Origin of the sequence: Streptomyces sp. NPDC090499 (assembly GCF_044769305.1) — a bacterium.
Taxonomy (GTDB): domain Bacteria; phylum Actinomycetota; class Actinomycetes; order Streptomycetales; family Streptomycetaceae; genus Streptomyces.
The window spans coordinates 1-20727 of record NZ_JBIVXP010000023.1 but is presented as its reverse complement, the minus strand read 5'-3'; the positions used below and the strand labels follow the sequence as shown (position 1 = coordinate 20727).

17 protein-coding genes are annotated in these 20727 nt (G+C 71.9%); 12 read left to right on the top strand and 5 right to left on the bottom strand.

The features are described from left to right. The first annotated feature begins 122 nt into the window (after positions 1-122). Positions 123-983, top strand: coding sequence for a hypothetical protein (locus tag ACIQVL_RS44885; protein ID WP_403478411.1), 861 nt, complete (start codon positions 123-125; stop codon positions 981-983). Positions 984-1216: 233 nt separating this feature from the next. On the opposite strand, the gene disA is transcribed toward ACIQVL_RS44885, so the two are convergent. Both disA and radA read right to left on the bottom strand, forming a co-directional pair. Continuing rightward, positions 1217-2341, bottom strand: a complete 1125-nt coding sequence (gene disA, locus ACIQVL_RS44880) for a DNA integrity scanning diadenylate cyclase DisA (RefSeq protein WP_351714154.1) — start codon at positions 2339-2341, stop codon at positions 1217-1219. A gap of 80 nt (positions 2342-2421) precedes the next feature. Next, a complete protein-coding gene (gene radA / locus ACIQVL_RS44875; RefSeq protein WP_403445522.1) occupies positions 2422-3831 on the bottom strand; it encodes a DNA repair protein RadA in 1410 nt (469 codons plus the stop codon). A gap of 207 nt (positions 3832-4038) precedes the next feature. Here radA and ACIQVL_RS44870 point away from each other — a divergent pair, with 207 nt between their 5' ends. Continuing rightward, positions 4039-5754: a hypothetical protein gene (locus tag ACIQVL_RS44870; protein WP_403478410.1), complete on the top strand. Its 1716-nt coding sequence runs from the start codon at positions 4039-4041 to the stop codon at positions 5752-5754. A 659-nt stretch (positions 5755-6413) separates the two neighbouring features. Here the strand turns inward: ACIQVL_RS44870 and ACIQVL_RS44865 are convergent. Next, positions 6414-7271 (bottom strand): hypothetical protein, encoded by an 858-nt coding sequence (locus ACIQVL_RS44865; RefSeq protein ID WP_403478409.1) that lies wholly within the window; start codon positions 7269-7271, stop codon positions 6414-6416. An 80-nt stretch (positions 7272-7351) separates the two neighbouring features. On the opposite strand from ACIQVL_RS44865, the gene ACIQVL_RS44860 reads away from it, so the two are divergent. The 4 genes from ACIQVL_RS44860 (at position 7352) to ilvD (ending at position 11948) form a co-directional block, all read left to right on the top strand. Next, the gene (locus ACIQVL_RS44860) at positions 7352-8284 is read left to right on the top strand and encodes a Ppx/GppA family phosphatase (protein ID WP_403445529.1); all 933 of its coding nucleotides are present in this window, start codon (positions 7352-7354) and stop codon (positions 8282-8284) included. 250 nt (positions 8285-8534) lie between these two features. Next, the gene (locus ACIQVL_RS44855; protein WP_403445532.1) at positions 8535-9365 is read left to right on the top strand and encodes a sugar phosphate isomerase/epimerase family protein; all 831 of its coding nucleotides are present in this window, start codon (positions 8535-8537) and stop codon (positions 9363-9365) included. Beyond that, complete coding sequence (locus ACIQVL_RS44850; RefSeq protein ID WP_403478408.1) at positions 9362-9985, top strand: TetR family transcriptional regulator; 624 nt, start codon at positions 9362-9364, stop codon at positions 9983-9985. The genes ACIQVL_RS44855 and ACIQVL_RS44850 overlap by 4 nt, the downstream gene beginning before the upstream one ends. Before the next feature lie 109 nt (positions 9986-10094). Next, positions 10095-11948, top strand: a complete 1854-nt coding sequence (gene ilvD / locus ACIQVL_RS44845; RefSeq protein WP_403445537.1) for a dihydroxy-acid dehydratase — start codon at positions 10095-10097, stop codon at positions 11946-11948. A 70-nt stretch (positions 11949-12018) separates the two neighbouring features. Here ilvD and ACIQVL_RS44840 read toward each other — a convergent pair whose 3' ends face one another. Continuing rightward, on the bottom strand, positions 12019-14154 hold the full coding sequence (locus tag ACIQVL_RS44840; RefSeq protein ID WP_403478407.1) for a PQQ-binding-like beta-propeller repeat protein: 2136 nt from the start codon (positions 14152-14154) through the stop codon (positions 12019-12021). A gap of 180 nt (positions 14155-14334) precedes the next feature. Here ACIQVL_RS44840 and ACIQVL_RS44835 point away from each other — a divergent pair, with 180 nt between their 5' ends. The 6 genes from ACIQVL_RS44835 to proC all read left to right on the top strand — a co-directional run bounded on the left by ACIQVL_RS44835 (position 14335) and on the right by proC (position 18905). Further along, on the top strand, positions 14335-14655 hold the full coding sequence (locus tag ACIQVL_RS44835; RefSeq protein ID WP_403445540.1) for an SH3 domain-containing protein: 321 nt from the start codon (positions 14335-14337) through the stop codon (positions 14653-14655). An 85-nt stretch (positions 14656-14740) separates the two neighbouring features. Further along, positions 14741-15247, top strand: coding sequence for an EamA/RhaT family transporter (locus ACIQVL_RS44830; protein ID WP_403445542.1), 507 nt, complete (start codon positions 14741-14743; stop codon positions 15245-15247). A gap of 75 nt (positions 15248-15322) precedes the next feature. Next, entirely contained in the window at positions 15323-16132 is an 810-nt protein-coding gene (locus ACIQVL_RS44825) for a class I SAM-dependent methyltransferase (RefSeq protein WP_403445544.1), read from the top strand. Positions 16133-16429: 297 nt separating this feature from the next. Continuing rightward, entirely contained in the window at positions 16430-17239 is an 810-nt protein-coding gene (locus tag ACIQVL_RS44820; RefSeq protein ID WP_403478406.1) for an ABC transporter ATP-binding protein, read from the top strand. Beyond that, on the top strand, positions 17236-18024 hold the full coding sequence (locus tag ACIQVL_RS44815) for an ABC transporter permease (RefSeq protein WP_403445550.1): 789 nt from the start codon (positions 17236-17238) through the stop codon (positions 18022-18024). Before ACIQVL_RS44820 ends, ACIQVL_RS44815 begins: the two co-directional genes overlap by 4 nt. 68 nt (positions 18025-18092) lie before the next feature. Beyond that, positions 18093-18905, top strand: coding sequence for a pyrroline-5-carboxylate reductase (proC, locus tag ACIQVL_RS44810; protein ID WP_294009600.1), 813 nt, complete (start codon positions 18093-18095; stop codon positions 18903-18905). A gap of 125 nt (positions 18906-19030) precedes the next feature. Here proC and trpS read toward each other — a convergent pair whose 3' ends face one another. Next, on the bottom strand, positions 19031-20086 hold the full coding sequence (trpS, locus tag ACIQVL_RS44805) for a tryptophan--tRNA ligase (RefSeq protein ID WP_403478405.1): 1056 nt from the start codon (positions 20084-20086) through the stop codon (positions 19031-19033). Positions 20087-20727: the final 641 nt, after the last annotated feature.

Sequence of the window (20727 nt, the reverse complement as noted above, 5' to 3'; positions counted from 1 at the left end):
CGCCGCGCGCGGCGAAGGGTGGCCGCGCTGACGGGAGTTGCCGAAATGATGATCCGGAAAAGTTGAGGTTTGGGCGGCGGGTGGGGCGAGGAACTGCACGGATCTCTCGTACAGTTTGCGCCGTGGGATCTCTGCGCAATCCGGTCGGGCCGCTTCCCTCCTCCATCTACTGGCGACGGAGGGTCGTCATGGTGTCCGTGGTCGCCGTGCTGGCGCTGCTGATCGTCTGGGTCGTCACGTCCGGCGGCGGAGGCGGCAAGAAGGGCGACGACGGGGCGAACGGCAAGAATCCCGTGTCCACGATCACGCCGGGGCCGTCCGGCAGCGGGCCGGCGATCAGCCAGGCACCGGGCGGCCGGGACGGGTCGGGCGGGAGCGGTTCGGGCGGCGGTTCCGGATCGACCTCCGGTTCGAGTTCCGGTTCGACCTCCGGTTCCGGTGACGACGGCGGGAGTTCGGCCGGTTCGGGCGGCGGCACGTCGGCCGGTTCGGGCGGTTCGGGCGGTTCCACCGGCTCGGGGGGCGACGTGACGTCCGGGTCCGGCGGTACGGTCGCCTCGCTGCCGGGGACCTCCTCGCTGCCCAACTGCACCGCCGGATCGGTCGCGTTGACGCTGCGGAGCCTGCACAACTCGTACTCGCCCGAGCAGACGCCGACCTTCGAGCTCACCGCGAAGAGCACGTCGTCCAGCGACTGCAAGATCGACCTCGGGCCGAAGAACGCGGTGCTGACCATCACGCAGGCCAGCGCGGACGACACCTACTGGTCGTCGGCGGACTGCCCGAAGACGGCGGCGAGCCGGTGGTACCGGGTGCCGTCCGGGAGCAGCATCACGTACACCCTGAAGTGGGACCGCAAGCCGAGCGCCCCCCAGTGCGCGACGCCTGCGGCGGGCTCGGCCGGGACGGGCACGTACCTGCTGGAGGCGACGGCACCGGGGTTCACGAAGGCCCAGGCATCCTTCGTACTGGCGGCGGACTAGGCCGAGCCGCGGGGTGAGCACGCTCACCGACGCCTGCCGGGTGCCTTCCCCAGCGCCCACCCGTGCCGCCCCAGCGGCACGACTGCCCGCAGCTATGGAGCTGACGCGGCTGCAGCGCCCCGTAAGGGGCGCTGGGGGCACCCCCGGCCGAAGGCTGGGGGAGGAACTGCGCGAGCAACCCCCACCGGGCCGCAGCCGCCGTACAAGCCCACCCGGCGGGCTAATCGGCTAAATCAGACATACCGCTCAAGGATCGAAGACTCCGCCAGCCGCGACAGCCCCTCGCGCACGCTGCGCGCACGCGCTTCGCCGACCCCGTCCACGGTCTGCAGGTCGTCGACGCTCGCAGCGAGCAGCTTCTGCAGGCCCCCGAAGTGCTCGACCAGCCGGTCGATGATCGCCCCGGGCAGCCGCGGCACCTTCGCCAGCAGCCGGAAGCCGCGCGGCGACACCGCCGAGTCCAGCGCCTCCGGCGACCCCGTGTACCCCAACGCCCGCGCCACCGTCGGCAGTTCCAGCAGCTCCGCGTGGCTCAGCGCGTCCAGCTCGGACAGCGCCTCGTCGACCGTGCGGGAGCGCTTCGCCGTCGGCTCGGGCACGTAGTCCCGGACCACCAGCTCACGCTCGGGCTCCACCCCGGCGATCAGCTCGTCCAGCTGCAGGGCGAGCAGCCGCCCGTCGGTGCCCAGTTCGACCACGTACTCGGCGATCTCCGTGGCGATCCGGCGGACCATCTCAAGACGCTGGGCGACGGCGGACACGTCCCGGACCGTCACCAGGTCCTCGATCTCCAGCGCCGACAGCGTCCCCGCGACCTCGTCCAGGCGGAGCTTGTACCGCTCCAGGGTCGCCAGCGCCTGGTTCGCGCGGGACAGGATCGCCGCCGAGTCCTCCAGGACGCGGCGCTGCCCCTCGACGTACAGCGCGATCAGCCGCATCGACTGGGAGACCGAGACCACCGGGAACCCGACCTGCTTGGAGACGCGGTCCGCGGTGCGGTGCCGGGTGCCCGTCTCCTCCGTGGGGATCGTCGCGTCGGGCACGAACTGCACGCCCGCCCGGAGGATCTTCGACAGGTCGGAGGAGATCACGATGCCGCCGTCTAGCTTGCACAGCTCGCGCAGCCGGGTCGCCGTGAACTCGACATCCAGCACAAAACCGCCCGTGCACATCGACTCGACCGTCTTGTCGAAGCCGAGGACGATGAGTCCGCCCGTGTTGCCGCGGAGGACCCGCTCCAGGCCGTCCCGCATGGACGTGCCCGGAGCCACGGCGCTCAGCGAGGCGCGCATCAGGCCATCGGAACCGGCACTCCCACCGGACTTTCCGGGAGCTCCTGCCCGGTCGTTGGCTGCCACTGCACTCCTCGGGTCGCAGGTTCTGAGGCGCTGCCGTCCCCGCACTCGGTTCGTACGGACGGGCGAGACCAGGGCAAAGTCTACCGGCGCTCCTCCGCCTCCCGTGGGGCCTCTCGACGACGGGAGCGCGGCAGCACCCGCAGCGCGTCCCCCATGTCCGCGACTTCCAGGACCTTCATGCCCGCCGGGATCTTGCCGGGATCGCCCGGCACGAGCGCGTGCGTGAAGCCGAGCCGGTGCGCCTCCGCGAGCCTGCGCTGGACCCCGGTGACCCGTCTGACCTCGCCCGCGAGGCCGACCTCGCCGATCGCGACCAGGTTCTTCGGCAGCGGGGTGTCGCTGGCGGCGGAGGCCAGGGCCAGGGCGATGGCCAGGTCGGCGGCGGGCTCGGAGAGCTTCACCCCGCCGACCGTCGCGGAGTAGATGTCCCGCTTGCCGAGCGCGCTGATCCGGCCGCGCTGCTCCAGCACCGCCAGCATCATGGACACCCGCGAGGTCTCCAGGCCGGACGTGGTCCGGCGCGGGGAGGGAATCTGCGAGTCCACGGTCAGCGCCTGCACCTCGGCGACCAGCGGGCGGCGGCCCTCCAGGGTGACGGTCAGGCAGGTGCCGGGGACCGGTTCGGCGCGCCGGGTCAGGAAGAGTCCGCTCGGGTCGGCGAGGCCCGTGATGCCCTCGTCGTGCAGTTCGAAACAGCCGACCTCGTCGGTGGCGCCGTAGCGGTTCTTGACGCCCCGGACCAGGCGCAGCCGGGCGTGCCGGTCGCCCTCGAAGTGCAGCACGACGTCCACGAGGTGTTCGAGGAGCCGCGGTCCCGCGATCGCGCCGTCCTTGGTGACGTGGCCCACCAGGAGGGTGGACATGCCCCGGTCCTTCGAGGCGCGGATGAGGGCGCCGGCCACCTCGCGGACCTGGGCCATGCCGCCGGGCGCACCGTCGATCTCGGGGGAGGCGACGGTCTGCACCGAGTCCAGGATCAGCAGCGACGGCTTCACCGCGTCCAAGTGACCGAGGACGGCGGACAGATCGGTCTCGGCGGCCAGGTAGAGGTGGTCGTCGATGGCGCCGATGCGGTCGGCGCGCAGCCGGACCTGGCTCGCCGACTCCTCGCCGGTGACATAGAGCGTGCGGTGCTCGTCGCTGGCCGACTTGGCGGCCACGTCGAGGAGGAGGGTGGACTTGCCGACGCCGGGCTCGCCGGCGAGCAGCACCACCGCGCCGGGGACCAGGCCGCCGCCGAGGACGCGGTCCAGCTCCGGGACGCCGGTGGTGCGGGCGGTGGCCTGGCGGCCGTCGACCTGGCCGATGGGCACGGCAGAGGTGGTGACCCGGCCGGGGGCCGTCGTACGGACCGCGGGCGCGCCGTACTCCTCGATCGTCCCCCACGCCTGGCACTCGGCACACCGGCCGAGCCACTTGGCCGTCTGCCAGCCGCACTCGGTGCAGCGGTACGACGGACGGTCCTTCGCGGTCTTGGTACGGGCAGCCATGCGGAAACCGTAGCCCCCGCCACTGACAGTGGGTCCACGGTGGCCCGCGTGACAGGTGTGGGCGGACCCATGCCGGCCGGGCCGGAACGGGGACGAGCCGCGGTGGAACAGGTTCCTGTCCCCGATTGAGGGATCGTTTCACCCGTACGGATTAAAAGAGCTCAAGCCGCCAGAAGGGGCCATACGGCGCCGCCTACGGTCGCACGGGTGATGAGCATCAGTCCGGAGACCTCGCCCCGCATGACCGGCGCACACCGGGCGCACCGGGAGGCGCGCACGGCGCGTGACCGTGCGGCGGCGCGTGCGCTGGCGCAGCGACCGCCGGCCCGCTTCGAGCCGTACCTGGACGGGCTGTTCACGTACTGCCTCTCGGTGCTGTGCGACCACGACGCGGCCACCGCCGCGCTCGGGGACGTCCTCGCCCTCGCCGAACGGCGCGGCCAGCGCGTCCCGGAGGCCGCCGGGGACCGCAGGGCCTGGCTGTACGCGCTGGCCCGCTGGGCCTGTCTGCGCGGGCTCGCCCAGGCCAAGCAGAAACGTCAGGCCCACCACGCGGCGGGCCGGCACCCCACCCCCGCCGCCGACCCCGTGGCCCCCGCCGACATCCCCGCCGACACCCAGGAGCAGCGGCGCCGCGAACTCGCCCTGCTCGCCTGGCCGGAAGCCGCCGGCACCTCCCCCGAGCAGCGCGAGGCACTCGAACTCGCGGTCCGCCACCACCTGGCCGCCCACGAGGTCGCCGCCGTCCTCGGCATGGACCTGGCCGGTGCCCGGGAGCTGCTCGCCTCCGCCGCCTGCGAGGTCGAACGCACCCGCGCCGCCCTCGCCGTCGTCGAGACCGGCGGCTGCCCGAGCGTGTCCCACCTCACCGGCGACAGTCAGCTGGTCCTCAGCAGCGCCCTGCGCCGCGAACTGGTCCGGCACGTCGACGACTGCCCGCGCTGCCGCCGTACCGCGGAGCGGGCCGCCCCCGGCCGGTGGCCCGGCGCGATGACCACGCCGGCCGAGCTGCCCGTCCTGGAGGCGCCCCGCGCCGCCCTGCACGTGGCCATGGCGCACCAGCCACGCGCGCGTGGCGCCGCCGCCCCGCGCTTCGACCGGCGCGGCTTCCCGATGGACCCCAAGGACCACGCGGCCCGCCGCGACCGGCTGCGCGCGCGTGCCGTCACGACGACCGTCGTCGCCACGGTGGTGGCCGCGCCGGTGCTGGCCCTGTGGGCGGCGTACCGGGGCTCACCGGCGGGGGCGGGCCACGACGGGCCGTCCGCGACCGCGCGGGAGGCCGCGGGACCCGACGCGCTCGGCGGCGACACGGCCGGGGGCTACGAGAACGCCGGCAACGCCAGCACCAGACCCGGGCCGCGCATCGGCAAGGACGGCAAGGCCGACGTGTCGGTGGAGGTGGTCAGCGTCACCGGAGCCGACCGGAGGAAGGCCGGTGCGGGGCACCTCGCGGTGACGGCCGCGAACGACGGCGACACGACGCTGGTCACGCTCGTGGCGTCCGGGGACGCGGCGGTGCGGTGGTCGGTGTCCACCACTGCGGGCTGGCTGTACTTCTCCCGGCCCTCGGGAACGCTCCGGCCGGGCGAGTCGTTCACGATCAAGGTGTATGTCGATCACCTGCGGGAGCCGGCCGGGCACTGGAGCGCGCGGGTGGCGGTGGCGCCGGCGGGGGCGGTGGTGTCGATCGACGGCTACGGGATGGCTCCGCCGACCCGCAGCGGGCCGAAACCGCCCCCTGCGGGGAGGCCGACGCCGACACCGACGGCATCCGACCCGACCCAGCCGTCATCGCCGGCCGGCGATCCACCGACGTCGAGCGAGCCGACCCCGACCCCCACCGAATCGACCCCCACCGACCCGCCGGGCTCCCCTTCCCCGACGGCACCCACCAGCGAGCCCCCCACACCGACTCCGTAACCCACACAACCAGCCAACCCCTGCCCACGAGCCCCCTCCCCCCGAGCGGTCTCTTGCCCCGCCTGCCCTCCCGCCTCGGCTGGTTTGCCGGGCCGGCTGGCCTCTTGTGCCGCTTGCTTTCCTGCGTGGGCTGGTTTGCTGCGTGGGCTGGTCTCTTGTGCCGCTTGCTTTCCTGCGTCGGCTGGTTTGCTGCGTGGGCTGGTCTCTTGTGCCGCTTGCTTTCCTGTGTCGGCTGGTTTGCTGCGTGGGCTGGTCTCTTGTGCCGCTTGCTTTCCTGCCTCGGCCGGTTGCTGCGCCGACTGGTCCCTTGTCCCGGCCGGTCTCCTGCCTCGGCTGGTTCCTTGCCTGTGGCGGTCTCCTGCCTCGGCTGGTTCTCCACCTCGGGCGGCCTCCCGCCTCGGGCGGTCTCTTGCCTTCGCCGGTCTTCTTTTTCCGCCGCGGCGGTGCTCGGCCACGGTGGTGGAGTTCGGCGGTGTCGAGCCGGGCGGGAGCCGCCGTGGCGGGTTGCGGTGCGTTGGCGGGTGCGGCGTCGTTGTGGCTGGTCGCGCAGTTCCTTCCCCCAGCCTTCGGCCGGGGGGACCCCCAGCGCCCCTGAAGGGGCGCTGCTGTGAGCGTTACTGGATCGGATCCGCGGCCCTTTCGGGGCGCTGTGGTGAGCGTTACTCGACCGGGTCTGCCGGATGTGGGGCCAGTAGGGGCAGCTGGGAGGCGAGGCGGTTCTCGCACAGCTCTGCCAGGCGGTCGTAGCCGGCCTTGCCCATCAGTTCGGTCAGTTCCGGGCGGTAGGAGACGTACACCGGGTCGCCCGCGCCGTGCGCGGAGGTCGCCGAGGTGCACCACCAGTGCAGGTCGTGGCCGCCCGGGCCCCAGCCCCGGCGGTCGTACTCGCCGATCGAGACCTGGAGGACCCGCGTGTCGTCGGGGCGGTCGATCCAGTCGTACGTCCGGCGGATCGGCAGCTGCCAGCAGACGTCCGGCTTGGTCTCCAGCGGCTCACGGCCCTCCCGCAGCGCGAGGATGTGCAGCGAGCAGCCGGCGCCGGCGGCGAAACCGGGGCGGTTCTGGAAGATGCAGGAGCCCTGGTACGGGCGGGTCTGGCGGGACCCCTCGTCGTCCTCCGAGACCCAGCCGTGCGCGGTGCCCTCGGCATGGTTCTGCCAGATCTCCGGCGTGAGCCTCGCCACATGGCCGGCGACCCGCTTCTCGTCGTCCTCGTCGGAGAAGTGCGCGCCCAGCGTGCAGCAGCCGTCGTCCGCGCGGCCCGCCTGGATGCCCTGGCAGCCGCTGCCGAAGATGCAGGTCCAGCGGGAGGTCAGCCAGGTCAGATCACAGCGGAACACCTGCTCGTCGTCGGCCGGATCCGGGAACTCCACCCACGCCCGCGCGAAGTCGAGACCCTTCTCGTCCGCGGCGAGGGAGGTCTTCGGCGGCTTCGACTGCTTCGGTGGCTTCGCCCGCGAAGAACCGTCGGCTGATTTGGCGGCCTTGTGGTCCTTCGTCTTTTTCGTCTTTGGCACCCGTCCAGGGTAAGTCGCCGAAGGCCACTCCGGGGACTGCTCAGGGACCCCTGTCAGCAGTGTTCCGTACAGTTCCGTACATGAGACTCGGTGTCCTCGACGTGGGATCTAACACGGTGCATCTGCTGGTGGTGGACGCGCACCCCGGCGCGCGCCCGCTGCCGGCGCACTCGCACAAGGCGGAGTTGCGCCTTGCCCAACTCCTCGACGGCAACGGGGCGATCGGCCCCGACGGTGTCGAGAAACTGGTCGGTGTGGTCAAGGACGCCCTCCAGGCCGCGGAGGACAAGGGCGTCGAGGACCTGCTGCCGTTCGCCACCTCCGCCGTGCGCGAGGCCACCAACGCCGACGACGTCCTCGCGCGCGTGAAGGCCGAGACCGGGGTCGAGCTCCAGGTGCTCACCGGTGCCGAGGAGGCCCGGCTGACCTTCCTCGCGGTCCGCCGCTGGTTCGGCTGGTCCGCCGGAAAGCTGCTGGTCCTGGACATCGGCGGCGGCTCCCTCGAGATCGCGTACGGCATCGACGAGGAGCCCGACACGGCCGTCTCGCTGCCGCTCGGCGCCGGCCGGCTCACCGCGGGCTGGCTCCCCGGGGACCCGCCGTCCGCCGACGACATACGGGCACTGCGCCGCCATGTACGCGCCGAGATCGCCCGCACGGTCGGCGAGTTCAGCCGCTTCGGCGCCCCCGACCACGTGGTCGCCACGTCCAAGACCTTCAAGCAGCTGGCCCGCATCGCCGGCGCGGCCCGCTCCGCCGACGGCCTCTACGTCCAGCGCGAACTCAAGCGCGGCTCGCTGCAGACCTGGGTCCCGAGACTGGCGGCCATGAGCACGGCCCAGCGTTCCGCGCTCCCCGGAGTCTCGGAGGGCCGGTCGGGCCAGCTGGTCGCGGGCGCGCTGGTGGCGGAGGCCGCGATGGACCTCCTGGAGGTGGAGAGCGTGGAGGTCTGCCCGTGGGCCCTGCGGGAGGGCGTGATCCTGCGGCGCCTGGATCACATGGGTTCGGCGTAGGCGCCCCTTCAGGGGCGCTGGGGTACCCCCGGCCGAAGGCCGGGGAGGAACCGCGCGAACGACCACGACGGCGCCGCACCCGCCGATGGCACCGCAACCCGCAACCCGCAACCCGCAACCCGGCACCCGCAATCCGCAACGGCGACCAGGCGCCCGTCCCCTGCCGTCCCGCACTCGCCGACGCGACCCCCGTCACACCGGCGACCAGCCGCCCCCTGTCCACCCACCCCCACCCCGTAACCTGTCCCTCGTGGCAAACCCAAGGGACGTCGTCCGCATCCCGGATGCGAAGGTCGCGCTCTCCACGGCCTCCGTCTACCCGGAGTCGACGGCGACGGCCTTCGAGATCGCCGCACGCCTCGGTTACGACGGTGTCGAGGTCATGGTGTGGACCGACCCGGTCAGCCAGGACATCGAGGCGCTGCGCCGGCTGAGCGACTACCACCGCATCCCGATCCTCGCCGTCCACGCCCCCTGTCTGCTGATCACCCAGCGGGTCTGGTCCACCGACCCCTGGGTCAAGCTCCAGCGGGCCCGCGCCGCCGCCGAGAAGCTGGGCGCGAGCGCGGTCGTCGTACACCCCCCGTTCCGCTGGCAGCGCCAGTACGCTCGCGACTTCGTCGAGGGGATCTGGCGCATGGCGAACGAGACGGACGTGCGGTTCGCGGTGGAGAACATGTACCCGTGGCGCTACCGCGACCGCGAGATGCTCGCGTACGCCCCCGACTGGGACGTCACCAAGGACGACTACCGGCACTTCACGATCGACCTCAGCCATGCCGCGACGTCCCGCGCCGACGCGCTCGCCATGCTCGACCGGATGGGCGGCCGGCTCGGCCACGTCCACCTCGCCGACGGCCGCGGCTCCGCCAAGGACGAGCACCTGGTCCCAGGACGCGGCACCCAGCCCTGCGCCGAGCTGCTGGAGCGGCTCGCGGTCACCGGCTTCGACGGGCATGTCGTCATCGAGGTCAACACCCGGCGCGCGATGTCCGGCGCGGAGCGCGAGGCAGACCTCGCGGAAGCCCTGGCCTTCACCCGGCTGCACCTGGCCTCGGCGGTGAAGGTGCCCCGCCGGTGAGCGACACCCCGGTCGGCAGCGGCGCGGGTACCCGCCGCCGCGGCCGCCCCCCGCGTTCCGAGTCGGCCGACACCCGGGACCGTATCCTCGTCACCGCCCGCGAGGAGTTCTCCGAACACGGCTACGAGAAGACGTCCGTACGTGCCATCGCCAAGGCCGCCGGCGTCGACTCCGCCCTGGTCCACCACTACTTCGGCACCAAGGAACAGATCTTCGAGGCCGCCATCGCGGTCGCCTTCGCCCCCGTCGTCGACGCGCCCGGCGCCATCGCCGACGGCCCGCTGGAGGGTGTCGGCGAGCGGCTGACCCGGTTCGTCTTCGGGATCTGGGAGAACCCCACCACCCGTACGCCCCTCCTTGCGATCGTCCGCTCCGCCGTCAACAACGAGACGGCCGCCGCGGTCTTCCGCCGCCTGATCGCCGCCCAGTTGCTGCGCCGGCTCGCGGAGCAGGTGGACCACCCCGACGGGGAGCTGCGCGCCGAGCTGGCCGCGGCGCAGCTGGTGGGGTGCGCGATGCTGCGTTACGTGATCAAGGTGGAGCCGCTGGCGTCCGCGGACCTGGAGCAGATCGTGGCCAGGATCGCCCCGGTGGTACAGGGCCATCTGACCGGGCCGTGAGCCCGGCCGTGCGAGACGCGCGTCCCGCATTCCGGACACCTCGTCCCGAGGCCTGAACAACGGGCGTACGCTCGTTAGCAGCCCTATCTGTCTGAAGGAGCGAGCGACGATGCCCGAGCTGAGGTCCCGCACAGTCACCCACGGCCGCAACATGGCGGGCGCCCGCGCCCTTATGCGCGCCTCCGGTGTACCGGGTGCGGACATCGGCCGCAAGCCGATCATCGCCGTCGCGAACTCGTTCACGGAGTTCGTGCCGGGCCACACCCACCTCCAGCCGGTCGGCCGGATCGTCTCCGAGGCGATCAAGGAGGCAGGCGGCATCCCGCGCGAGTTCAACACGATCGCCGTGGACGACGGCATCGCGATGGGCCACGGCGGCATGCTGTACTCCCTGCCCTCCCGCGACCTGATCGCGGACAGCGTGGAGTACATGGTCGAGGCGCACTGCGCCGACGCCCTGGTCTGCATCTCCAACTGCGACAAGATCACTCCGGGCATGCTCATGGCCGCCCTGCGGCTGAACATCCCGACGGTCTTCGTCTCCGGCGGCCCCATGGAGGCCGGCCGCGCGACCCTCGTGGACGGCACGGTCCGCACCCTCGACCTGATCGACGCGATGGTCGAGGCGGCGAACGAGAACGTCTCCGACGAGGACGTCCTCAAGATCGAGGAGAACGCCTGTCCGACCTGCGGCTCCTGCTCCGGCATGTTCACCGCCAACTCGATGAACTGCCTGACCGAGGCGATCGGCCTCTCCCTCCCCGGCAACGGCTCGGTGCTGGCCACCCACACGGCCCGCAAGCAGCTGTACGTCGACGCGGCCACCACGGTCATGGACATCACCCGCCGCTACTACGAGCAGGACGACGACACGGTCCTGCCGCTCAACATCGCGACCTTCGCCGCGTTCGAGAACGCCATGGCCCTCGACATCGCGATGGGCGGCTCCACGAACACGATCCTCCACCTGCTCGCCGCCGCCCAGGAGGCGGGCGTCCCCTTCGGCCTGGAGGAGATCAACGAGGTCTCGCGCCGGGTGCCCTGCCTGGCCAAGGTCGCCCCGAACGTCGCGAAGACCCGCACGTACTACATGGAGGACGTGCACCGGGCCGGGGGCATCCCGGCCCTGCTCGGCGAGCTGCACCGCGGCGGCCTCCTCAACGAGGACGTGCACTCCGTCCACAGCCCCTCCCTCGCGGACTGGCTGAAGACCTGGGACGTCCGCGCCGGCTCCCCGTCCCCCGAGGCGATCGAGCTGTGGCACGCGGCCCCCGGCTGCGTCCGCTCCGCCGAGGCGTTCTCCCAGTCCGAGCGCTGGGAGGCCCTGGACGAGGACGCGGCGGAAGGCTGTATCCGCAGCGTCGAGCACGCGTACTCCAAGGACGGCGGCCTCGCGGTCCTCAAGGGCAACCTCGCCGTCGACGGCTGCGTGGTCAAGACGGCCGGCGTCGACGAGTCGATCTGGACCTTCGAGGGGCCCGCGGTCGTCTGCGAGTCGCAGGAAGAGGCCGTCGAGAAGATCCTCAACAAGCAGGTCACCCACGGCGACGTCGTCGTGATCCGCTACGAGGGCCCCAAGGGCGGCCCCGGCATGCAGGAGATGCTCTACCCGACGTCCTTCCTCAAGGGCCGCGGCCTCGGCAAGACCTGCGCGCTGATCACCGACGGCCGCTTCTCCGGCGGCACCTCGGGCCTGTCCATCGGCCACGCCTCCCCGGAGGCGGCCTCCGGCGGCACCATCGCCCTCGTCGAGGACGGCGACCGCATCCGCATCGACATCCCGAACCGCACGATCGAGCTCCTCGTCGACGAGGCCGAGCTGTCCCGCCGCGAGCAGGCCCTGAACGGCGTGTACGCGCCGAAGAACCGCGACCGCAAGGTCTCGGCGGCCCTGCGCGCCTACGCCGCGATGGCCACCAGCGCCGACAAGGGCGCGGTCCGCGACGTGACGAAGCTGGGCTGAACCACGCCGTAAGCCGGAAAGGGGCCGCCTCCCGTACGGGAGACGGCCCCTTTCGCAGGTCGTCAGGCCGTCACCAGCCGGCGGGATCCGCCGCGTCCACGGCGAAGACGCTGCCGTCCGGGGCGGCGGCGTAGACATGGGTACCGATGACCAGCGGAGCCGACAGCGCGGCGACGACCTGGTCGGCGTTGCCGGCCAGCCGCGCCGGGGTCTGGCCGACGAGGCTTCCCCTGCGGGCGTTCACGGCGAGCAGACGCCCGTCGGCCGCCGTGAAGTAGACGTTCCGGTCGTCGGCCGTCGGGGACGAGCCCCGGCTCACCGACGTCTGGAGCCCCCAGAGCCGTCTGCCGCTCGCCAGGTCGACGGCCTCCAGCGAGCCGCCGGCGGCCAGCAGGTAGACGATGTCGCCGTGCACCGAGGCGCCCGGCGCGTCCCGGCGGACGGGCAGCGCCACCCGGCGGGTGGTCCTGGTGGCCGGTGTGTAGCGCACCACCGCGTCCGCCTGCCCGGAGGCGAGGTCCGTGGACAGCAGGAACAGCGAGCCGCCCGCGCTGCCGACCGGTTCGAGGTCACCCGTGAGCCGCGCCTCCCAGCGCCGTTTCCCGGCCTCCGGGTCCAGCGCGGTGACCAGGGTGTGCGTGCCGTCGTCGGAGGTACTGCTCGCGTAGGCCAGCCGGTCTCCGGCGAACGAGCTCAGGGACGGGGTGACGGTGCCCGATACCGGCAGGCTCCACCTGGTCCGGGCGGTCCCGCTGTCGAGGCCGGTGATCACGCGGTCGGATCCGACGGTCAGCAGCATGCTCCGGGTGATCGCCATCGCCTGGTGCGCGGGCAGGTCCCGCTGCCAGCGCGGCGAACCGGTCGCCGGATCCAGCGCCGTCACCCGCCGGCCGCCGTCCGTCGGCAGCAGCACGAGCCCGCCCGACAGCGACGGCGCGCCGCTCGTCCGTTCGTCCGCGACCCGGTGCCGCCACAGCACCCGGCCGCCCATCGGGTCGAGGGCGTAGGCGAGCCCCGACCGGAAGCACAGCAACTTCCCCGCACCGCCGACGCACTGCGGCATGCCCGAACCGCCCTTGGCCGGCGCCTGCGCCTGCCACGCCTCGAACGCGGCCGCGGAACCGTGCACCGTGCTGCCCACCGGCGTCGGATCGCCGTCCCCGAACCACAGTGCCGAGGCGACCACACCGCCCAGGACCAGCACACCGGCCCCGACGGCGACGGCCATGCGCCGCCGCGCCGTCCTGCGCGCCCGCCCTGCCTGCTGCCCGGGCACCGCGGCAGACGACTCCGCCTCCGGTGAGTCGCCGTCGCCGTCACTGCCGCCGTCGTCGACCCTGACCCGCTGTGCCGGTATGAACGCCTGCGTGTCGTACGACGCCGACAACGACCGCAGCTCCCGCATCAGTTCGTCGGGCGTCGGCCGGTCCTCGGGCTCCTTGGCGAGGCAGCGCAGCACCACCGGAGCAAGCTCCTCCGGTACGTCGGTGAGGTCGGGCTCGTCGTGTACGACCTGGTAGGCGACGACGTACGGGCTGTCGGAGTCGAACGGCCCCCGCCCCGTCGCCGCGTGCACCAGCACCGACCCGAGCGCGAAGATGTCGGCGGCGGGCCCCACCTCACGCGGCCGCCGGAACTGCTCCGGCGCCATGAACGGCGGCGTACCGATCAACTTCCCCGTCTCGGTCCGCAGTTCGCTGTCTTTCGGCCGGGAGATACCGAAGTCGATGACCTTGGGACCGTCCTCGGCGAGCAGCACATTGCTCGGCTTGAGATCCCGGTGCACCACACCGACCCGGTGAATGTCGCGCAACGCCTCCGCCAGTCCGGCCATCAGCCGGCGCAACTGGGCAGGAGGCATAGGGCCGTTCCGCTTCACGTGCTCGGAAAGGGTCGGGCCGGGGATGAAGAGGGTCGCCATCCAGGGCCGTTCGGCCTCGGGATCGGCGTCCACGACCGGGGCGGTGAAGGCACCGCTGACCTTGCGTGCGGCAGCCACCTCCTGCCGGAAACGGCCCCTGAACTCACGGTCCTTGGCGTACTGGGCATGCACGACCTTCACCGCGAGCTTCAGCCCCGAGGTGCTGCGGGCCAGGTGCACCACGCCCATGCCACCGGAGCCGAGGCACGACTCCAGACGGTAGTGCCCGGCATACTCGGGAAGTTCCGCTTCCGCGCCCGCTCCGGTGTTGCGCTGTGGCGTCAAGGGACCACCCCCGTGCTGTTTCCGCGGAGCGCGACTCACGGAGCCTAGTCGATGACCCGTACGAGACAGAGGCGGCTTGCCAGCCTCGGCGTTCGAGTTGCGCACATGTGTTTCGTGGCTCGAATGAGGGGAATCAACGGGACTCCATGGCACTCATGGGTCCAGTGGGGGGAGCACTACATGTCTGTCGATCACACGCAGGAAGCCGAGAGCGGCGCCGAGGGGGAGGCCGTCTCGACGCTGGCCGCATCCGTCAAGACGTACGCGGTCGCCCCGGGCGTCCGCCTCAACGTCCGCAGCGGCCCCGGCACCGGCTACGCCATCACGCGGACCCTCCCCGAGGGCACCCGCGTCCCGATCTTCTGCCAGACACCCGGCACGACGGTGTCCGGCTACTACGGCACGTCCAACATCTGGGACAACATCGACAACGGCGAATACGTCTCGGACGCCTACGTCAACACCGGCAGCGACGGCTACGTGGCCGACCGCTGCGCCTGACCTGACCTGACCTGACCTGACCGGTCCGACCCGACCGGTCCGACCCGACCCGGAGCCCGCGGCCGCCCGGCGCCATAATCGTCCCGTGAGCGACGAACCAGGCACCCCGGACACCCCCGCGGGCTCCACCGGCGGACCCCGCCCCGAGCCCCTCCGTTTCTTCGGCACGTCCTGGGTGAACCACGACGACGGCTACACCGCCCGCCGGATCGGCGTGGCCGTGGGCTCGCTCGCCGCCGCCGTCGGCTCCTGCCTGGTCCTGCGACTCGCCTACGAGGGCGTCCAGCTCGCCGACACCGGTGCCTTCGTGACCGTCCTCGTCGTCGCGATGTTCGCAGTCTGCAGCGCCCTGGCCTTCCGCAACACCTGGGAGTCCTTCGGCAAGCGCCCCGACCCCGAACGCCAGGCCTCCCTGCGCGGCCTCCTCGCCATCGGTTTCGTCGGCTCGCTCCTCGCCTACTTCTTCCGCTCCCTCACCGAGGCCCCCGGCGAGAAACTCCACCGCGCCGAGTACGACACCGCCGTCCGGGAACACGGACGCCGCACCACCCGCCGCTCGGGCAACCCGTCGAAGAAGAAGCGGAAGCCCTGAGACCGACGCGCCCCATCCAGCCCACCGCTCGGAAATCCCTGTCGTCCCGGCCCCTCCCGCGGGGACCATGACCGCATGACCACAGGCCAGTCGCAGTCGCAACCCCGGAACCTGACCCCCGGCCCCTCGCACGCCGCACGCGCGCGCTCCTTCAACGCCGCAGCGGCCCAGTACGCCGCGAACCGCCCCTCCTACCCGCCCGCTCTCCTCGACGCCGTCGAGGAGGAAGCCGGCCGCTCCCTCTCGGGCGCCCGGGTGGTCGACGTCGGCGCGGGCACCGGCATCGCGACCGCCCTCCTGCACGCGCGCGGCGCCGACGTGATCGCGGTGGAGCCGGGGGAGGGCATGGCGGCGGAGTTCCACACCACCCGCCCCGGCATCCCGATCGTCCGCGGCAACGGCAACGCCCTGCCGCTCGCCGACGCCACCGCCGACTTCCTCACCTACGCCCAGGCCTGGCACTGGACCGACCCGGCCCGCGCGGTGCCGGAGGCGCTCCGCGTGCTCCGTCCCGGCGGGGCGCTGGCGCTGTGGTGGAACACCAGCGCACTTGACGTCGGCTGGATCGCCGACGCCTCCGCACGCATCAGCCGCTTCTTCGGTGTCGACGACACGTTCGAGCAGCGCAAGGGGGCCGACCACACCGACCTCGCCGACCCCAGCGGCCGGCTCCGCTTCGCCCGCCGCGAGGTCCGCTGGAGCCGCCGGGTCCAGGTCGACACCCACCTCGCCAACATCGGCAGCCACTCGGCGTTCCTCGTCACCTCCGAGGCCCGCCGCACCGACTTCCTCGCCGAGGAGCGCGCCCACCTGCTGAAGGTCTTCCCGGACGGGGTCGTCGAGGAGACCTACGACGTCCTCCTGCTGGTCGCCCTCAACTCCTGAGCGGGTGCCGGCAGCCACCGGCCCGCGGCACCGATCCGGCCGCGGGCCGGTGGGGGTTGCTGGGGGTTGCTCGCGCAGTTCCCCGCGCCCCTGGAAGACAAGACATAGCTGCGGGCAGTCGTGCCTCCTCCAGTTCCTCAAAGGCCTGGGAGGTGCCCCCAGGCGGCACGGGTGGGCGCTGGGGTTCCCCCGGCCGAAGGCTGCGGGAGGCACCCCGCCGGCGCCGGTAAGCGTCCCAGCCCCCGGGGCCGCCCCGTCCCCTTGACGGCCCACCCTCTCCCGAGCATTATTCATCACATGGTGAATTATTCGCCGGAGCCGCTCCAGGCCCCCGGCAACCCAGCCCTGCCCCCCGCCGTCCAGGCCGCCGGACTCACCGCGGTCCGCGGCCCCCGCACCGTCCTGCGCGGCCTCGACTTCACCGTCCCGCGCGGTCAGATCACCGGCCTCCTCGGCCCCTCCGGATGCGGCAAGTCCACCCTGATGCGGTCGATCGTCGGTACCCAGGCCAAGGTCACCGGCACCCTGAACGTCCTCGGCCGCCCCGCCGGCCACCCCTCCCTGCGCACCCGCATCGGCTACGTCACCCAAGCCGCCTCCGTCTACGACGACCTGACCGTCCGCCAGAACCTCGACTACTTCGGCGCGATCCTCGACCCCACCCGCCCCACCGCCGCCCGCCGAGCCGACGTCGAACGCGTCCTCGGCGAAGTCGACCTCACCAGCCACGCCGACGCCCTCGCCGGCAACCTCTCCGGCGGCCAGCGCAACCGTGTCTCCCTCGCCGTCGCCCTGCTCGGCAGCCCCGAACTCCTCGTCCTCGACGAACCCACCGTCGGCCTCGACCCCGTCCTGCGCCGCGACCTCTGGAACCTCTTCCACTCCATCGCCGCCACCCGCGGCGCCACCCTCCTCATCTCCTCCCACGTCATGGACGAGGCCGAACGCTGCCACCGCCTCCTCCTCATGCGCGAGGGCGAGATCCTCGCCGACGACAGCCCCGAGGCCCTGCGCACCCGCACCGGCTCCGACACTGTCGAGGCCGCCTTCCTCCACCTCGTCGACGAAGCCGCCGCCAACTCCCGCACGAAGGAAACGGCACGATGACCACCCAGACCGCGACCACCACCGCCGACACCGTCCCCGTCGGCGCGCTGAACCTCTCCCGCACCACCGCCACGGCCGCCCGCGTCCTGCGTCAACTCCGCCACGACCCCCGCACCATCGCGCTGCTGATCCTCATCCCCTGCCTGATGCTGGTCCTGCTCCGCTACGTCTTCGACGGCAGCCCGCACACCTTCGACAACATCGGCGCCTCGCTCCTCGGCATCTTCCCGCTCATCACGATGTTCCTGGTGACCTCGATCGCCACCCTCCGCGAACGCACCTCCGGCACCCTCGAACGACTCCTCGCCATGCCCCTCGGCAAAGCCGACCTCATCGCCGGCTACGCCCTCGCCTTCGGCATCCTCGCGATCATCCAGTCGGCCCTCGCCACCGGCCTCGCCGTCTGGCTCCTGGGCCTCGACGTCACCGGCTCCCCCTGGCTCCTGCTCCTGGTCGCCCTGCTCGACGCCCTGCTCGGCACGGCCCTCGGTCTCTTCGTCTCGGCCTTCGCGGCCTCGGAATTCCAGGCGGTCCAGTTCATGCCCGCGGTGATCTTCCCTCAGCTCCTCCTCTGCGGCCTCTTCACCCCCCGCTCCGAGATGCACCCCGCCCTCGAAGCCATCTCCGACGTCCTCCCCATGTCCTACGCCGTCGACGGCATGAACGAGGTCCTCCACCACACCGACATGACCGCCACCTTCGTCAGGGACGTCCTGATCGTGGCCGGCTGCGCCCTGCTGGTCCTGACCCTCGGAGCGGCCACCCTGCGCCGACGGACCGCCTGACCCGCCGCCGACGTCCGGCCGGCGGACAACCGGCCCCCGCCCGCGCCCCCGGTGCCAGACTGAACCGCATGAGTCAGAAAGTCGCAGTCCTCGGCACCGGCAAGATCGGCGAAGCCCTGCTCAGCGGGATGATCCGCGCCGGCTGGGCCCCCGCCGACCTCCTGGTCACCGCCCGCCGCCCCGAACGCGCCGAAGAACTCCGCGCCCGCCACGGAGTCACCCCGGTCACCAACCCCGAGGCCGCGAAGACCGCCGACACCCTGATCCTCACGGTCAAGCCCCAGGACATGGGCACCCTCCTCGACGAACTCGCCCCGCACCTCCCCGCCGACCGCCTCGTCATCAGCGGCGCCGCGGGCATCCCCACCTCCTTCTTCGAGGAGCGCCTCGCCACCGGCACCCCGGTCGTCCGCGTCATGACGAACACCCCCGCCCTCGTCGACGAGGCGATGTCCGTCATCTCCGCCGGCACCCACGCCACCGAGGCCCATGTCGCCCACGCCGAGGAGATCTTCGGCGCCGTCGGCAAGACCCTCCGGGTACCCGAGTCGCAGCAGGACGCCTGCACCGCCCTCTCCGGCTCGGGCCCGGCGTACTTCTTCTATCTGGTCGAGGCCATGACCGACGCCGGCATCCTGCTCGGCCTGCCCCGCGACAAGGCCCACGACCTCATCGTCCAGTCCGCGATCGGTGCCGCCGTGATGCTCCGCGACAGCGGCGAACACCCCGTCAAACTCCGGGAGAACGTCACCTCACCCGCCGGCACCACCATCAACGCCATCCGCGAACTGGAGAACCACGGCGTCCGCGCCGCCCTCATCGCCGCGCTCGAAGCCGCCCGCGACCGCAGCCGCGAACTCGCCTCCGGCAAGAAGGACTGACCCCAGGCTGGTTCCGGCGAGGAGAGACGAGGAGACGAGAGGGGAGGCGAGGAGACGGGAGGGAAGGGGAGAGAGCAGGCGAGATGCGCCGCACCTCGCCTCGCGCCTCGCCACCGGCCCCGCGCCTACCGCGCCGCGTTCAACGCAGGCTCAGCCGCCGCCGCCGCCGCCGGGCCGGAGACGGCGCCCGGCGGCAACAGCCCGATCGCCCGGTAAGCCGTATCGACGATCGGCCGGGCGATCGACCGAGCCTTCTCCGCCCCATGCCGCAGCACCTCCTCCACATATCCCGGATCGGCACACAACTCCTTGTGCCTGGCTTGCACGGGCCTGAGCGTCTCCAGCACCGCCTCCGCGGTGGCCTGCTTCAGAGCGCCGTACGAATCGTGAACGGTTGCCAGTGACTCAGGGTTCCCACCCGTGCACGCAGCGAGAATCTCCAGCAGATTCGCGACCCCCGGCCGCTCCTCCCGGTCGTACACGACCTCCCGCCCACTGTCGGTCACGGACCGCATGACCTTCTTCCGGATCACGTCCGGCTCGTCGAGCAGATAGACGATCCCGGGCCCGGAGTCGTCGCTCTTGCCCATCTTCGACGTCGGGTCCTGCAGGTTCATCACCCGCGCCGCCACGGTCGGCACGGTCGCCTTCGGCACCACGAACGTGTGCCCGTACCGCTGGTTGAACCGCACCGCCAGATCCCGCGTCAGTTCCACGTGCTGCGCCTGGTCGTCCCCGACCGGCACCTCGTCCGCCCCGTACACCAGGATGTCCGCCGCCATCAGCGCCGGATACGTCAGCAGGGACAGCCGCACTCCCCGCCCGCGCGCCCCTTCGCTCGCGACCTTCTCCTTGTACTGGATCATCCGCCGCATCTCACCGTCGGTCGCCACGCACTCCATGACGTACGACAGCCGGGTGTGCTCGTCGACATGGCTCTGCACGAACACGGTGCACAGCTCCGGATCGAGCCCGGCCGCCAGCAGCAGCGTGGCCGCCTGCCGGGTGAGCCTGCGCAGCCGGGCCGGATCGTGGTCCACGGTCATGCCGTGCAGATCGACGACGCAGAACAGGGCGTCGGACTGGTGCTGGTCCACGGCAGCCCACTGCCGCATCGCCCCCAGGTAGTTCCCCAGTGTCAGGTGCCCGGTCGGCTTGATCCCGCTGAAGACCCGTGTCATTCCCTCTCCACCTCCTGGTCGAGGCCGCCGTCCCCGGCGGCCGGCCCTCAGGGGTTCTGGAGGGAGATACGCGAACGGCCGCCGAGGCGGCGGCCGTTGAATGCGTACGTGAGCGCGGCCGCCGTCAGGCGGGCCACCACTGCTGGGTACACGTACGCGTAGTCATGCGGCCCACCCTACGCCGCCGGGGTGCCGTCCCGCCGCAAGTTGACACACCCCAACCGGATACGTAGTGTTCTCCGAGTTGTCCGACGTGAGCGCCGACCCCGGTCGGTCCCCGGACAGCCACTCCGCAAGTACCTACCAGCAATCGGCGATCCGTCGTCGACGGCTTCTGCGTGCGTATTTACGGAATGAGGAATCCATGTTCGAAAGGACGCGGCCGCCGATTAGCTCGGAGGCCGGGAATCCGCTAAAGTCTCACTCGTCGGAACGGCCCAACGGCCGGGAAGGCAACTCCCGCTGACTGGGAATCAGACGCCGAAAGGATCTGATAGAGTCGGAAACGCCGGAAAGGGAAACGCGAGAGCGGAAACCTGGAAAGCGCCGAGGAAATCGGGTCGAGAAAAGATCTGATAGAGTCGGAAACGCAAGACCGAAGGGAAGCCCGGAGGAAAGCCCGAGAGGGTGAGTACAAAGGA